18 protein-coding genes are annotated in these 15,655 nt (G+C 37.4%); 15 read left to right on the top strand and 3 right to left on the bottom strand.

The features are described from left to right. Positions 1-95: 95 nt before the first annotated feature. From ACIQ7N_RS02565 to accC, 8 genes are all read left to right on the top strand, one after another. On the top strand, positions 96-305 hold the full coding sequence (locus tag ACIQ7N_RS02565; RefSeq protein WP_012295089.1) for a hypothetical protein: 210 nt from the start codon (positions 96-98) through the stop codon (positions 303-305). Between the two features lie 5 nt (positions 306-310). Next, a complete protein-coding gene (locus tag ACIQ7N_RS02560) occupies positions 311-688 on the top strand; it encodes a hypothetical protein (protein ID WP_248716406.1) in 378 nt (125 codons plus the stop codon). Between the two features lie 12 nt (positions 689-700). Continuing rightward, a complete protein-coding gene (locus tag ACIQ7N_RS02555; RefSeq protein ID WP_132356674.1) occupies positions 701-1,612 on the top strand; it encodes a stage III sporulation protein AE in 912 nt (303 codons plus the stop codon). Between the two features lies 1 nt (position 1,613). Then, positions 1,614-1,757: a hypothetical protein gene (locus ACIQ7N_RS02550; protein WP_166672062.1), complete on the top strand. Its 144-nt coding sequence runs from the start codon at positions 1,614-1,616 to the stop codon at positions 1,755-1,757. 62 nt (positions 1,758-1,819) lie between these two features. Then, positions 1,820-2,239 (top strand): hypothetical protein, encoded by a 420-nt coding sequence (locus ACIQ7N_RS02545; protein WP_402930081.1) that lies wholly within the window; start codon positions 1,820-1,822, stop codon positions 2,237-2,239. Further along, entirely contained in the window at positions 2,240-2,797 is a 558-nt protein-coding gene (locus tag ACIQ7N_RS02540) for a SpoIIIAH-like family protein (RefSeq protein WP_402930079.1), read from the top strand. Between the two features lie 190 nt (positions 2,798-2,987). Further along, positions 2,988-3,488: an acetyl-CoA carboxylase biotin carboxyl carrier protein gene (accB, locus tag ACIQ7N_RS02535; RefSeq protein ID WP_402930077.1), complete on the top strand. Its 501-nt coding sequence runs from the start codon at positions 2,988-2,990 to the stop codon at positions 3,486-3,488. A gap of 13 nt (positions 3,489-3,501) precedes the next feature. Next, positions 3,502-4,860 (top strand): acetyl-CoA carboxylase biotin carboxylase subunit, encoded by a 1,359-nt coding sequence (gene accC, locus ACIQ7N_RS02530; protein ID WP_402930075.1) that lies wholly within the window; start codon positions 3,502-3,504, stop codon positions 4,858-4,860. A 389-nt stretch (positions 4,861-5,249) separates the two neighbouring features. Here the strand turns inward: accC and ACIQ7N_RS02525 are convergent, their stop codons facing one another. Further along, entirely contained in the window at positions 5,250-5,558 is a 309-nt protein-coding gene (locus ACIQ7N_RS02525; RefSeq protein WP_402930073.1) for a hypothetical protein, read from the bottom strand. 340 nt (positions 5,559-5,898) lie between these two features. On the opposite strand from ACIQ7N_RS02525, the gene ACIQ7N_RS02520 reads away from it, so the two are divergent. Further along, positions 5,899-6,081, top strand: coding sequence for a hypothetical protein (locus tag ACIQ7N_RS02520; RefSeq protein ID WP_132356669.1), 183 nt, complete (start codon positions 5,899-5,901; stop codon positions 6,079-6,081). Positions 6,082-6,294: 213 nt separating this feature from the next. Next, positions 6,295-6,456: a hypothetical protein gene (locus tag ACIQ7N_RS02515; protein ID WP_402930231.1), complete on the top strand. Its 162-nt coding sequence runs from the start codon at positions 6,295-6,297 to the stop codon at positions 6,454-6,456. Between the two features lie 271 nt (positions 6,457-6,727). On the opposite strand, the gene ACIQ7N_RS02510 is transcribed toward ACIQ7N_RS02515, so the two are convergent. Further along, entirely contained in the window at positions 6,728-7,027 is a 300-nt protein-coding gene (locus ACIQ7N_RS02510; RefSeq protein ID WP_402930072.1) for a hypothetical protein, read from the bottom strand. A 994-nt stretch (positions 7,028-8,021) separates the two neighbouring features. Here ACIQ7N_RS02510 and ACIQ7N_RS02505 point away from each other — a divergent pair. Continuing rightward, on the top strand, positions 8,022-8,432 hold the full coding sequence (locus ACIQ7N_RS02505; RefSeq protein ID WP_132356667.1) for an Asp23/Gls24 family envelope stress response protein: 411 nt from the start codon (positions 8,022-8,024) through the stop codon (positions 8,430-8,432). An 83-nt stretch (positions 8,433-8,515) separates the two neighbouring features. Here the strand turns inward: ACIQ7N_RS02505 and ACIQ7N_RS02500 are convergent, their stop codons facing one another. Further along, positions 8,516-9,685 carry an MFS transporter gene (locus ACIQ7N_RS02500; protein ID WP_132356666.1) on the bottom strand — a complete coding sequence of 390 codons (1,170 nt, stop codon included), beginning with the start codon at positions 9,683-9,685 and terminating at the stop codon, positions 8,516-8,518. A 598-nt stretch (positions 9,686-10,283) separates the two neighbouring features. On the opposite strand from ACIQ7N_RS02500, the gene nusB reads away from it, so the two are divergent. From nusB to xseA, 4 genes are all read left to right on the top strand, one after another. Continuing rightward, positions 10,284-10,664, top strand: coding sequence for a transcription antitermination factor NusB (gene nusB, locus ACIQ7N_RS02495; protein ID WP_100544800.1), 381 nt, complete (start codon positions 10,284-10,286; stop codon positions 10,662-10,664). A gap of 33 nt (positions 10,665-10,697) precedes the next feature. Next, entirely contained in the window at positions 10,698-11,564 is an 867-nt protein-coding gene (gene folD / locus ACIQ7N_RS02490; RefSeq protein WP_402930069.1) for a bifunctional methylenetetrahydrofolate dehydrogenase/methenyltetrahydrofolate cyclohydrolase FolD, read from the top strand. 149 nt (positions 11,565-11,713) lie between these two features. Beyond that, positions 11,714-12,529: an undecaprenyl-diphosphate phosphatase gene (locus tag ACIQ7N_RS02485; protein ID WP_402930068.1), complete on the top strand. Its 816-nt coding sequence runs from the start codon at positions 11,714-11,716 to the stop codon at positions 12,527-12,529. Positions 12,530-14,300: 1,771 nt separating this feature from the next. Next, a complete protein-coding gene (gene xseA, locus ACIQ7N_RS02480) occupies positions 14,301-15,653 on the top strand; it encodes an exodeoxyribonuclease VII large subunit (protein WP_402930066.1) in 1,353 nt (450 codons plus the stop codon). The last annotated feature ends 2 nt before the right edge of the window (positions 15,654-15,655 follow it).

Here is a 15,655-nt window from a genome sequence, read left to right as displayed (position 1 = left end):
TAATTTCATAAAAATACTAGATCTCTATACGTATGTATGGAGGTCTTTTTTTGAGGGTAGCAACATATATTGCTGTACACGAGGGGGCGTATGAAATGGAATTACAAGACGTATTAAGAGTCGCTGGAGTGGGACTAGTAGTTGCGCTTCTTCATGTCTTCTTTGATCAAACAGGAAAAAAAGAATTTTCATTTTTCCTATTTTTCATTGCCTACTTATATATGACAGCGGAATTACTGCGATTTTTACGTCTATTTTTCAATGAAATTCTTACATTCTTTCAATGGCTAACCTCTTCCGGGTAGTGTAAATGGAAATTGTCATTGTTGCTGTTGTCATGCTGCTTTTATTATTGCTTATAAAAGAAGTCATAAAGCCACTCCATGCGCTGATTAGTGTAATGTTTTCGTTTTTGCTGTTTGGTATGTTGTTTTCTACACTCCTATTGCCATTCATCAAGCAATTGCTTGAGACATTAGCTTTTTTGCCATATGCAAAAGCAATTGTAGTAAGTGCCAGCCTTTTCTATGTAGGGCAATGGGTGTCTTTTTTACTTGTGGAACAAAGCTATAAAGTACTCGGGCATATTGTCTATGATGGGGTCAAGATTGTTATTTTGTTGTACTGGTTTAAGGAATTTTTGGCTGTTTTACAGGAGGTGTCGGCCATTTTACAACGGCTAAACTAAGGGGCGAAGACATTGCTAGAGCAAATAGTTTCGTTTTTAACTGATCCATTTTTTCTATTGCTGAAGATGACGCTTATTTTGTGTGGCTATGTCATTATTATTTTGATCGTTAATATGATTTTACCAGAATTTGAAAAAGGGACAAGAATACTTTTTTTTCTTATTGTACTGGCAACTATCGGACCAGTTGTTGTGAGTTCATTTAATTTAATAGACGAAATAGCACAGGGGCTTGCGCATATATTTACTGCATTTTATCCCATTCTTACTTCAAGTTTTCTTTTATCTAGCAGTATTACAGCGATTGCTTCTTGGCAGCCTTTTTTACTTTTCTTTGTACAAGTCTTAACGATTATTAGTAGTAAATGGCTTATTCCAGGAGTGCTTTTTGCCATTGTGTTTGATGTCTGCAGTGTCATTGTTAAAGAAATTTCGTTTACGAGAATTGCCGAATTGATTCGTTTTACCATTATGAGCATCGTCTCGGCATCTGTAATTTGTTACATCATTTTAATGTCGGCGAGTGGGGTGGCTGCATTTAGTGTCAACGCAGCTGTTGCAGAGCCTGTGAAGAAATTAATAGAGGAAAATATTCCGGTTGTTGGTTCCTTTATAGTAGATAGTTTTTCGATGTTCCAGCATATGACACAATTTTCCTCTTCTATTACTAGTATTTCTGCTTTTATAGCGGTTATTACCGTGTCGTTCATTCCAACAGTTCAGCTTGTTGTCAGTGCGTATTCATTGAAAATGTTAGCTGCTATTTTAGAACCAATAGCTTTTGATGATATTTGTAAACTACTAGATCATGTTAGTAAGTCTCTATTTACCTTATGTGCTGTATCATTTCTAATTGCTTTTTCATTTATGTTTTCTTGTTTATTCCTCATCGTTTTTGTGCAAGTTATGGCTGGGGGGAGATAGATTGATTCTTTTATTAGCGATGCTCTTTATCTGTCAGATATTTGTGTTTCTAACAGATGATAAAGAAATAATTTCACTTACAAAGCTTGTTATTACGTTAGTATTTTTGCAATTGCTATTAAAGATTCCATTTATCAATTCATAGGAGGAAACAAGCGTACATACACTTGAAAAAGAGAAGATGAAAGGAGGCAATGTACAAGTGATGTGGAAAAGAAACGAAAAAAAACAACGTCATTTATAGTCTTAATGCTTATTGCTGCCTCCGTAGGAATTTTCATCATTTTACCAATGTATCAAACGGGTACAACGAATGGGCAAGTAACATCGATGACCAATGAAGAAAAACTTGAGCAGACACTGAAGGCTATGAAAGGTGTTGGGGAGGTTAAAGTCTATTTTTATTACGGAGATATGACAGCTGAGAATGATGACAATAAACTATTCAGTCAATATTTTCGAGGAACTGAACAAGGTACGAAAGAAGTAACAGGGATGCTAATTGTTTCAGAAGGAGCATCAGATATCTTTGTGAAAAATGAAATTCGTGCTGTTGTTAGTCAAGTAATGCAATTGCCGATTCATCGAATTATTATCGTTCCAATGGAAAATAAGGAGGAAAAGTAAATGCGCGTACGTAGAAGAACAGTTTGGTTTATGACATTATTAAGTCTAGTAGCGGTAATCTCAGTGTATTATTTGGTTGATCCAGCAAAACAATTTAATGGACTAACTATTTTCACAGATGACGCATTACAGCAAACTGCGGTAACGGGTGTGACTGATCAAGAAGCAACGAAAGAGGGAGAGACGAAGGAAGTATCTTCTCCAAGTCATTTATTTGAGGAATTGCGTATGCAAGTTAGTGATGAAAGAAGCCAGCTTCGTTTGCAATTAGAGCAGAAGATCGGTTCAAAAGATTACACAGCAGAAGAAAAAAGTAAGGCGTATAATGATATGGATAACCTAATTAAACAAGAATCCTCTGAAGCAATGTTAGAAATGCTTATTAAATCTTTAGGTTACTCTGATGCGTTTGTACGAGCAGATGGTGGGAAAGTACAGGTAACGGTCATGGCGGAGGAGCTGTCGAAAGCTCAAGCAAATGAAATTATTTACTTGGTAAAAACAGAGATGGAAGGCGCAAATGATGTCCAAGTAAAATTCAGTGCGAATAACTATTGAAAAAATAGGAATTTTCCGTTTATTTAAAACTATTGTTATATATCAGTATAATGAAAAGGCTTTCGTTTATTAAAGGAAAGCCTTTTATTTTGTTCATATTTACTTAATTTGCATGAAAGTATTTCAAATTGTTCGAAAAAAATATAAAATAGTGTTTGTAGTAGATTTTATTTCATAAGGAGAGTTAGAAATGTTCAAAATTCAAGAAATTCGCGAAATTATTAAATTGGTAGATTCTTCTTCGATTGATGAGTTCGTTTACGAAGTAGATGGCGCAAAAGTAAAATTAAAAAAGAATGGTGTTGTTGTTACTGATACTGTAGCACCTAAAAAAGAAGTAGTTGCACCTGTTGTACAACAACCTGCACCTGTAGCAGCACCTGTAGCACCAGCTACTCTAGCAAAAGCTGAAGAAGCACCAGCTGCAGCACCAGCAAATAACGACCCATCGTTACATAAAATTGTATCACCGATGGTTGGAACGTTTTATCAATCTCCAAATCCAGATTCACCAGCTTACGTTAAAGTGGGGGACAAAGTTGGTAATGAAACAATCGTATGTATCGTAGAAGCTATGAAACTATTCAACGAAATTGAAGCAGAAGTTCAAGGGGAAATCGTTGAAGTACTTGTTAAAGACGGTGAATTAGTAGAATACGGTCAACCATTATTCCTTGTAAAAGCTGAGTAAGGAGTGCACAACCATGAAAAAAGTTTTAATTGCAAACCGCGGCGAAATCGCTGTGCGTATCATTCGCGCTTGTAAAGAGTTAGGCATTCAATCTGTTGCCGTATACTCAGAAGCAGACGCTGACGCATTACATGTGAAATTAGCAGACGAAGCATATTGTATCGGGCCAAAGCTATCAAAAGATTCATATCTTAGCTTCCCGGCTTTACTGAGCGTAGCAGAAAAAACGGGGGCAGACGGTATCCACCCAGGTTACGGTTTTGTATCTGAAAACGCTGACTTCGCTGAGGCTTGTGAAAACGCAGGCATTAAGTTCATTGGACCTTCATCTGATTCTATTAAAATTATGGGTATTAAAGACGTTGCACGTACAACAATGGAAGCAGCAGGTGTTCCACTTGTTCCGGGTACTGGTATTGTTCCAAATATCGAAACAGGTAAAGAATGGGCTGCTAAAATTGGTTACCCTGTGATCATCAAAGCAACTGCTGGTGGTGGCGGTAAAGGTATCCGTGTAGCTCGTACAGAAGAAGACCTTGTAAAAGGCATTGAAATTACGCAAAAAGAGGCTGCTGCAGCATTCGGTAACCCTGGCGTCTATTTAGAAAAATTCATCGAGTACTTCCGTCACTGTGAAATCCAAGTATTAGCGGATGGCTATGGTAACGTTGTACATTTAGGTGAACGTGATTGTACCGTTCAACGCCGTATGCAGAAATTAGTAGAGGAAGCTCCATCTCCAGCGCTATCTTCTGAGCGTCGTGCTGAAATGGGTGCAGCTGCCGTAAAAGCTGCACAAGCCTGTAACTATGAAGGTGCCGGAACAATCGAGTTTATTTATGACTATCAAGAAGATAAATTCTACTTCATGGAAATGAATACTCGTATCCAAGTAGAGCACCCAGTAACTGAAATGATTTCTGGTGTAGATCTTGTACAACAACAATTAAAAATTGCATCTGGTGAAAAACTTCCTTTCACTCAAGATGATATTCAATTAAATGGTTGGGCAATTGAATGCCGTATTAACGCAGAAAATGCTTATAAAAACTTCATGCCATCAGCTGGCACTGTAGATACTTACGTAACTCCAGGTGGCTACGGTGTACGTATTGACTCTGCTGTATATGCTGGCTATACAATCCCTCCATACTATGACTCTATGGTTGCAAAATTAATTGTTCATGCCAATACACGTGAAGAAGCGATTGCGAAAATGAATCGTGCGCTTAGCGAATTTGAAGTATCTGGTCCTGGTATCAATACAACAATTCCATTCCACCAAGCATTAATGAACAATGACGTGTTCAAATCAGCGCAATTCAATACGAAGTTCCTAGAAGAGAATGATGTTTTGGGGACAAGCAAGTAAGGTTACCAACTTGCGCAATAGTTGTGCGATTTTTGTCAGCTAAATAGAATTAGGAATAAAACAAAACGGAATATCCGATTTTTAGACCCTTTAACGAAACTGAATCGTTAGGGGGTCTTTTTTGTGCGTAAAAATAATCAGCGTACCGGTATTTTCGATATAGAAAATATCGATCCAAATAAAAACGAAATGAACCGCTACAACAATTATGATTGACGTTAATTTGTATGTTTAAAGCTAATCGTATTTGTGCATATTCGGCGCCAATCGTTAAAGAACAAACCGCCTAACGGGCGCGCAAACAAACGATTAAAGAATACGACTAATCGTTGCGCTAACAATGGCCGTTGAAAGCTAGGGGCGCAAAGCTTTTATTAGTTTTCGTTTGTTTAATAAAATTTTGAAACAGTCTTACAGTATTCTTCTAACTCACTTAATGTAAATAGTAATGTCATAGGGAAATCATTTGAAGTTTCTTTTGAATATGTTAAATGAACAACAGCATATTTATTTAGCTTTTTAATCCAAAAAATAACATCATCATTATCTTCTCTTCTAGCCATTGCTACAGCTTCTTTTCCGTAGAGAATGTGTTTTTGTGAAAGTTCTTTCTCTAATTCTTTCGTTAAGAATTCAGACATACTTGTTGAAATCAACCACCAGGGATCGTTTATAAAACTTTTAAATTTTTCTTGCATTTTAGATGACCACTTCCAATTCATTAATTTTCTAAACTTAATTCAACGTTTTATTTTAATATTCCTTCTTGTGACTAAATAGTTGAATGCGGAAGATTTTTCAGAAGTAAGCCTTGAATCGATTTACCTTTAAATGACCGCCTAAATTAATGGTAAGACAGCGTGGATTCATCGAGGGAAATTTGAAAACTGTATTCCTCGGGTATAAGTAATGAGGAAGCATTTCGCCTTTATTTCGTCTTTATACGTGGTTAAAACCGGTTTTACATCGCCAGTCGTATTTATCATCTTATGTGTTTCGACGCTTAAACAAACGGAATTATAAGGGGGATTAAATGGAATGAATATTGCAGTTAGTATTGTTAATATCCAACGCAAACTACTCGAACGGACTGGGCGTAAAACAGACGTATATTACAGCGAAGGTCAAGGCGCTTTATATGTATTCATGGGAGAACCTTTAACGGTCAACAACGTAATTTACGCAGCGTCCGAAATCGAGCTAATGATGGACGTTATTTAAGATGGGAGTGGCGATTTTTATGGAATCGTTAAATATGCACGAAAACCAAGCTCGGCGTTTTGGAAAATAAACAATCGTTTTGGTTTAACGGACACCGGTGCCCGGTTACCTCTCGAATTTAGCCTTTTATGAAGTATGTAATTTGGATATGTTATAATCAAAAGTATGAAAAATCTATACTGACGGTGCAGTGTTCAATGAAAGAGGGGACAGATGATGGATAATCAATATGTCGTAGGCTGGGGTACATTAGCGTTGATCAATGCTGCACTTGCACAAGGAAAGAATAGAACGGGGTTTAATTGGTTTTTACTTTCTCTTGTGTTAGGTCCATTGGCAACACTAATTTTATTATTTGTTGATAAGAGACAGTAACTACATATTCACAATAAAGTGAGAAGCGAATGGATATTCTCACGTATTCAACAATTGGGGTGTTTATGACCTTTATGATGTGATTAACGAAGAAGCAATGTTTTGTACGATTCAAGAAGCAGAAAATAAAGGGAAAATTGACTATGGAAATGAACTTAACGTAGATAATGGCGCAAGAAAACAAGGGATTATCAAAGATAAAAAGTTAATAATGAAGGGAAAGAGGATCTTAATGTTCATCTTTCCCTTCATTATTATGGCGATTTTTATTTTACTCAATAATGATTTTTTGGGCAATTCCTTCCCCAAATCCCTTTTCATTAGGAACAGCGGTAATTTCAGAAGCCCATACAGATACTGTTAATCCAACACGTACAGTATAAATTTCATCCGTAGTAAACCATACTTTTCGTATTTCTGGTCTTTCTTTATCAACTACTAAAAATCTGTCACCTTCTATTTGTACAACTTCTCCTTTAATATTTGGGCCAATATCGTTACTATATGTGGAACATCCAACTAAAAAAAAGGTAAAAATAAATAACATAATTAAAGCTTTAGAAGTTTTCATCGAACTCCCCTTCCTTTGGATATAGTATTTTTCATAAATTATACACTTGTTTTAACGCACCTACACAACGTGAAGTTTATTATTATTCATATGCGTATGGTGGAAATATGAAAAGGAAGCGAATGTATCTCGTGGCGATGCTTTCTACGCCTTCGCTTTAGAAGTAGATTAGTTGGTACATTAAAGGGAGCGATTATTGCACAACATAAGGAAAAAATGCTCCCTTTGAAGATTGCTTTGCTTTTCATTTTTTATCGAGAGGTTATTTGAACTTATCGACCAACTTTGTTAATTTATCGAATAAAATTTGGGGTTTATCGCCTAATTTTTATAGTTATCGACATCACGACTTTCAAACCGGTTTTGTTTGCGAAAATGCATTGAATCTGCTATTTTTTTGCTAGAGTTAAGATCATGCGCACAAACCTAGAATAAATGTTCAACTTAATCCCTTGTATAGTCTTCTTTTTCTCGATTGTTCTTCTTCAATATATCAATAAATTTCTTTATTTTGTTCACGTATATCTTTCAAAATTCTTTCTATTGCTAAACCTGTATAAACTAAAAGCAACACTAATATAAATATAAAAATATCCATATTGTTCAATTCCCCTTTCCTAATTAAAAACTACATATATAGTGAATTATAGCTTATTATGATTGTTTATTTGAATTATAATGGAAAAATACGGAATATTTTGATGTAAAGTCGTATGTGATAAAATTAACGCCAGGTTTCCTGGTGCAAAATGGCTAGTAGGGAGGATTGGACTCTAATTTTGGTTAATTTACTAAGAGGGAGGGTGAAAAATATATTTATGAGGTAGCGACTGTTTTCACTTTTCGTTTTTATCGAGTCGTTATTGAATTTATCGATATTACCTGTCCTAAATAAATTAAATCGGCTTTACGAAGCCAAACCTTCCTTTTTATAGTATAATAAGCGTAAGTACAGCATTTGTTTGTGATGTGTAAGGGAAAGGATGATATTTGTATGGCAGAGAAAGTAGGACAATCTTTCGTACAACCAACGCCTTCTGGAAAAGAAGAACTTGGGAAAATCGAAGTAGCAGCGGAAGTAATCGAGGTTGTTGCTGGAATAGCAGTAAACGAGGTAGAAGGAGTCGCGGCAACTCGTGGTAATATTGCTACTGGCGTAGTAGAACGCTTCGGTAAAAAAGTGCACAATAAGGGCATTAAATCGGGTGTTACTGAAACTGGTGAGATTGCCATTGATGTATTTTGCTCTGTAAAATACGGCTATACAATTCCGAAAGTGGCGAAGGAAGTACAAACGCAAATTCGCCAAGCGATTTATAATATGACAGCACTTGAAACAGCAGAAGTGAATGTACACATTACAGGTATTCACTTTGAAAAAGAAGAAGTAGCCGTACAAGAATAAAAAGAAGGGTTGCCTATAGGGCAATCCTTCTTTTTACGTTTGTTAACGGAAATTGATTAGCAGTGATTAGTATCGCTACTTTATTATATTTCAATATGCTTCGGCTTTCTCCAGAACAAAGCAAGAATTACGCCGATTGTTAAAACAATTGTCGCAAAGTAATATGGGTAATTTAAATTTATATCGAACATTATCCCCCCTAAAATAGGACCAAAGATATTCCCAAGACTTGTAAACATGGAGTTCATGCCACCGACAAATCCTTGTTCATTACCAGCAATTTTCGATAAATAAGAGGTAACGGCAGGACGGATTAAATCGAAGCCGACGAAAATAAAGAATGTGACAAATAAAATTGCGAAATAGTGGCTAACAATGGTCATAGCAAATGTTAAAACAGCAGAAAGGATGAGTGAATAACGGATAAGATTAATTTCGCCCATTTTCTTTGTCAGCCAATCGAATAACACTAGCTGAGCAAGGGCCCCGACTACTCCACTCCCCGTAATAATAATCGCGATATCTGAAGGCGTAAATGCGAATTTATGATCCACAAATAGGCTAAATAACGATTCAAATGCAGCTAAACCAAAGGACAGTACGAAAATAAGGATGAATGGAATAAGGTATAGTGGGCTGAAAATACGTTTCACACTGCCTAAAATTGATGGAGCAGACTCTACATCATCTAAAGCACGTGTTGGCTCTTTTAGTAATAGTATTGACAAGATAGCTGCTAAAAATCCAAGTATACCTGCAGCGTAAAATGGTATGCGTGTTCCGAATTCGGCCAAAAATCCACCGATTCCAGGTCCGATAATAAAGCCAGTACTAATCGCTGCACTCATAAAGCCCAGTGCCTTTGAACGTTGTGTCAATGTTGTAATATCAGCGATATAGGCTGTTACCGCCGGCATGATAAAGGCAGCACTTACACCACCTAGCATACGCGAGATAAAGAGTATTTCAACTGTGCGTCCGAGCCCGAATAGTAGCTCTGAAAAACCGAATATAAAAAGACCCGCAACGATCATAATTTTTCGGCCAATAGTATCCACCATTTTACCAGCAATCGGTGAAACAATAAGTTGCGTAATAGCAAATGCTGCTACCATATAACCGACAACAGAGCCTGAAATTTTTAGCTCATTCATGATTGTTGGTAGCACCGGTATAACTAAACCAATGCCTAAAAAGGCAATGAATAAATTCGATAATAAAATACTTAAGGTTAAAATTTGTTTCTTGTTCATTTTGTTCTCCTTCAATTTTTCACGATAAATGAATCTAAATCTACTAGAATATTTCCATGTAATACAATAAACCCTATAGTAACTATAGGGTCAAAAGATTTGTTTCAGTGTGGCAGTATTAGGTCGCAGTTATACAAGTTGACTCAATAAATCTCCTTTGATGCTCCAAGGTTAATGTAGCAATTCTACATTAGTAATTCCTAAAGAAGTTTCGTATGGCATCAAAACGAATTTTATGTTTACAATTCTCGCAATAAAATAAGTGGGATTTACGTTCTTTGTATTGCTTATATTGTTCCTCACCTTCATATAGCTTGAAAGTTCTTTTACAGCTTGTACAAATAACTTCATAATGCATAATGAACACCTCGGAAAATGAGATTATTTTCCTTGATTATAACATTCTTGTTATTAAACAATAATGATGAATTTTAATTTTTTAACATTAAATTTCATAAAGTTGATTAAAGGGTGTTAAAATAAGCAAAAACTTGCTTGAAAAAGGTATCAGATTATTGAAAACTTGCTTGAATTCGTGTTTCTCGTACGAATTTATGCTATTATAAACCTTAATGCCACTTAAGAAGGAGAGCTTTACATGAAACGACATGAAGCACGCGAAAAAGCGTTGCAAGTTTTGTTTCAGCTAGACAATACTGAACTAACAGTAGAAGAAGCAATGGGCCATATTAAAGGTCAACCAACAAACGTCTTCTACGAAAAGATTGTTACTGGAACAGTTGAACATTTAGAGGAAATCGATGCTACTTTAGAGCAGCATCTTGAAAAGTGGTCACTTGCCCGTTTACCAAAAATTGAAAGAACGGTTTTACGTCTAGCTGTATACGAAATTTTATACATGCCAGAAACACCAAAAAGAGTAGTACTTAATGAAGCAATCGAGTTATGCAAAACATTTGGCGACGATGGCTCGTCGAAATTTGTTAATGGCGTACTTTCTAAATTTACAGAACAATAAAATGTGTTGAATTGGAAGGAGTAACTAAGGTCTATGTCAAGTGCAATTATTAATGGTAAAGAAATTGGTCAAGAAATTCGTAATTCAGTAGCAGAGCGAGTAACGCGTTTAAAAGAGCAAGGATTAACACCAGGCTTAGCGGTTGTTTTAGTAGGAGACAACCAAGCCTCGGCTACATATGTGAGAAATAAGCAAAAATCTTGTGAAGCCATTGGTATGTTTTCTGAGTTAATCAAACTGCCAGAAGAAACTACACAGGATGCATTATTAGCACAAATTGAATTATTAAATATTCGTGAAGATATTCATGGGATTTTAGTACAATTACCACTCCCTAAACATATTGATGAGGATACTGTTATTGCCACAATTGCTGTGGAAAAAGACGTGGATGGCTTCTCACCAGTAAGTGTTGGGAAAATGATGCTTGGCCAAGAAACATTTTTGCCTTGTACACCGTTTGGCGTAATGAAACTTCTTGAATATTCAGGAATTGAAATAGCAGGAAAGCACGCGGTCATCGTGGGTCGTAGTCATATCGTGGGGAAACCGATGGGACAACTACTACTACAAAAAGATGCAACCGTTACATATACGCATTCCAAAACACCAAATCTACCTTCATTCACTAAACAAGCAGATATATTAATTGCGGCAGTTGGACGTGCAAACTTTATTACGAAGGAACATGTTAAAGAAGGCGCAGTTGTTATAGATGTTGGCATTAATCGTGATGAAAACAACAAGCTTTGCGGTGACGTAAACTTTAGTGAGATCGATGGTATTGCTTCTCACATTACACCAGTACCAGGCGGTGTAGGACCAATGACTATTACTATGCTTCTATTCAACACAGTTCAAGCAGCAGAAAATAAGCTTGCACATACAGTTAAGTTATAATTTTGAATGACTCTTTATAAAAAGCTATCTCAATTTTTATTGAGGTAGCTTTTTTGTTTCGTTTATTTTCTGAGTATTTCAAGAACTTTTGTATTGTTTTTAACGTCTAATATAACGTTTGGGTCATACATATGAATAGGGAGGTTTTTATGGAAAACATAGATTTAATACTGATCATTAAACATATTATTATCGGTCTTGTACAAGGGTTTACAGAGCCAATTCCTGTATCATCTAGCGGACATGTTATGATTGCAAGTGAAATTCTTGGTCTTGGTGAGCAAGGTTTTACTTTTGCTATTTTAACGAACACAGCTTCTTTACTGGCTATTGTCTATATTTATCGACAGGATATTGTCCGACTCATTACAAATTTTTTCCTGTATCTGAAAACTCGACAGAATCGTTATAAAGCTGATTTTCGTTTCGCTATATTTATAGTAATTGGTTCTATTCCAGCGGGCGTTTTAGGTGTATTGTTAAGCGATGTTATTGCGGATAATGTTAGTATGACGACGATAGCACTTATGCTGTTTGTAACAGGTATTGCTCTATGGCTAATCCGTAATTTGCGTGGTAGGAAAAGGGATGCGGATTTGACTGCGAAAGACGCCATCATCGTAGGTCTTGGTCAAGCTGTAGCATTAACACCTGGTATTAGCCGTTCAGGAGCAACCATTATTTCAGCCATTGCAGTTGGTATGAAACAGGAAACCGCTTTACGATTTTCCTTCATGCTCTATATTCCTGTAAGTCTTGGTGGAGTTGTCCTTGGAATTTCTGATTTTTTAGATGAGCCAAATAAAGGTGCATTAGCAATTCCTTATGCTGCGACATTTATTGTGACATTATTTATGACTTATTTTGCAATGCGTTGGTTTATGGGCATCATGAAAAGTGGCAAGCTTAGCTACTTTACATATTATTGCTTTCTTGTAGGGACGCTTCTATTAATATTTTATTAATGTAAAAGCCTCATAATTTTATGAAGTTGTGAGGTTTTCTTGTTTGTTAAGAAAAAGAAATGTAGATATTCGACTCCTGTCCGTCATTTCGACGATTTCCCGTCGCTCCGGTGATTCTTACCGTCACTTGGCCTGTTTTATTCGTCGTTCTGGTAGATCTATTCGTCGTTTCGCTTTCATTCTGCTCTTTTATTAGCGATTCTGGCTCTTTCAAGTTTTAGCGGAGTTCCTTGCTTGGTTAGCGGCGGAATTTCGTGTTTTAGCGGCGTTCTTCCTTTGGTTAGCAGCGCAACTCACACTTTTAGCGGCGAATTCCAACATAAGCTGGACAATTTGACAAAACTAAAGTCAGAGTTGAAGAACAGTTGATGCTTTATCAGCGATTCTTGCTCTCTTATCAGCGATGTTTGATGCTTTATCAGCGATTCTGACTCTTTTATCAGCGATGTTTGATGCTTTATCAGCGATTCTGACTCTTTTATCAGCGATATTTGATACTTTATCAGCGATTCTGGCTATTTCAAGTTTTAGCGGCGTTCTTCCTTTGGTTAGCAGTGCAACTCACACTTTTAGCGGCGAATTCCAACACGGACAATTTGACAAAACTAAAGTCATACCGTAGCTTCGGTGGTTCTTCCCGTCACATGGCCTGTTAAATCCGTCGCTTCAGCAGATCAATCCGTTGTTTCATTTTCATACCGTCGCTCCAGGGATTCTTCCCGTCACATGGCCTGTTAAATCCGTCGCTTTGGCAGATCTATCTGTTGTTTCGCTTTCATACCGTCACTCGGCCTGTTTTATCCGTCGCTTCGGCAGATCAATCCGTTGTTTCATTTTCATACCGTCGCTCCGGGGATTCTTCCCGTCACTCGGCCTGTTTTATCCGTCGCTTCAGCAGATCAATCCGTCGTTTCATTTTCATACCGTTGCTCCGGGGATTCTTACCGTCACATGGCCTGTTAAATCCGTCGTTCTGGCAGATCTAATCCGTCGTTTCATTTTCTACCATCGCTCCGTGGGTTCTTCCCGTCGCATGGCCTGTTAAATCCGTCGCTTTGGCAGATCTATCTGTTGTTTCGCTTTCATACCGTCGCTCCATGGGTTCTTACCGTCACTCGGCCTGTTTTATCCGTCGCTTCGGCAGATCAATCCGTCGTTTCATTTTCATATCGTCGCTCCGGTGGTTCTTACTGTCACATGGCCTGTTTTATCCGTGGCGTTCTAGTAGATCTATCCGTCGTTTCGCTTCATACCGTCACTCTGGTGGTTCTCACCGTCACATGGCCTATTTTATCCGTCGTTCTGGCAGATCAATCCGTCGTTTCGATTTCATACCGTCGCTCCGGTGGTTTTTTACCGTCACTCTTGCGTTTCAATCCGTCACATGGCCTGTTAAATCCGTCGCTTCGGCAGATCAATCCGTCGTTTCATTTTCATACGTCGCTCGGTCGTTTCAATCCGTCGCTTCATTTTCATACCGTCGCTCTAGCGGTTCAATCAGCACCCCCGTAGATAAATCTGCCACTCCGATTCTTCTATTCGCACCCCAGCAAAGCACTCAATCAAAACGCAACTCCACCGCTTATTTCGTCGAAAAGACATACTTTATCTAATATGAAATCTTAAGATATGTTATAGTAAGGTTTTCAATTCTATCCAAGACAGTTGTTTTTTCAACCGAAACTGTATTTTGGCACGTCATGGGCAATAAAAAATGTTATGATAGGTGTAGTTTTGTGAAAAACTTGATTTTAGTAAAGGAGCCGGGAAAATGTCATCTGCTTCTTATTTAACTGTAAAAGCATTAACAAAATATATTAAACGGAAATTTGATGCTGATCCGCATTTACGTGAAGTCTATGTAAAGGGAGAGCTATCCAATGTCAAAATTCATCAATCAGGGCATATTTATTTTACATTAAAGGATGATGGAGCACGAATTGCGGCTACCATGTTTAAAACAGCAGCCACAAAATTAGCGTTTGAACCAAAGGAAGGTATGCAAGTATTTATCCGTGGAGATGTAAACGTTTATGAAGGCTACGGTACATATCAATTATATGTACAGGAAATGCAACCAGATGGAATTGGTAGTTTGTTTGTTGCCTTTAACCAACTGAAAGAGCAGTTACAACAAGAAGGGCTTTTTAAACCTGAGTGGAAACAACCAATTCCGAGGTTTCCTGAAAAAATCGGTGTTTTAACGTCGATAACAGGCGCTGCCATTCGAGATATCTGTACTACATTAAAGAGACGCTATCCACTTGCTGAAGTTTTTATTTATCCAACCCTTGTACAGGGAGCGCAAGCAGCGCCGAATATTGTTCAAAATATTGAGCGAGCAAATATCGATGCGAGTTGCGATGTACTGATTGTAGGGCGTGGTGGTGGATCGATTGAGGATTTATGGGCATTTAATGAGGAAGCTGTTGCAAGAGCGATTTTTGGAAGCCGTATCCCTATTATTAGCGCAGTAGGTCATGAAACTGATACGACTATCGCGGATTATGTAGCTGATTTGCGCGCTCCGACACCAACTGCAGCGGCTGAAATGGCTGTACCTAATCAACAAGAATTATTTCAACGGGTGCTTACACAAAAATCACAACTGCATCAAATCGTAAGAGCGCAACTTATGGCAGAACGTCAGCGTCTAAATAAGCTCCAACAATCTTATCCGTTGTCAATGCCAGAACGCCTATATCGACCATTTACAGAAAGGCTAGCACAACTTGAAACGGGATTACAAAAAGCCATGCAGGTCGATTTGATGAAGAAAACAGCGCGGTTTCAACAACTACATAGTGCGGTAGAGCAGCACTCGCCCAAAAAGGCATTAGCTTTCCATCAACGAGAGCTAGAAACTCACGTCCAACAATTAACTCGTGCTGCAACTCATTATGTAACGAAACAAAAACAACAATTTGAAGCAACTGTCAGAACTTTAGAAGCATTAAATCCACTTGCCATTTTAACAAGGGGCTTTACGGTAGCTTATAAAGATAATCAAATGTTAAAATCATCAGTTGATGTAAAGCCACAGGATCAATTAACACTTTCCTTCCATGATGGAAAGGTTATTGCAGATGTGGTAAAGATCTTGCCGAAAAATGAGGGGGAATAATT

The sequence above is a fragment of the Lysinibacillus sp. NPDC095746 genome, assembly GCF_044763535.1.
In the GTDB taxonomy this organism is placed as follows: Bacteria; Bacillota; Bacilli; order Bacillales_A; family Planococcaceae; genus Lysinibacillus.
Note: the sequence above shows the minus strand (reverse complement) of the source record. Positions and strands in the feature narration are given on the sequence as shown.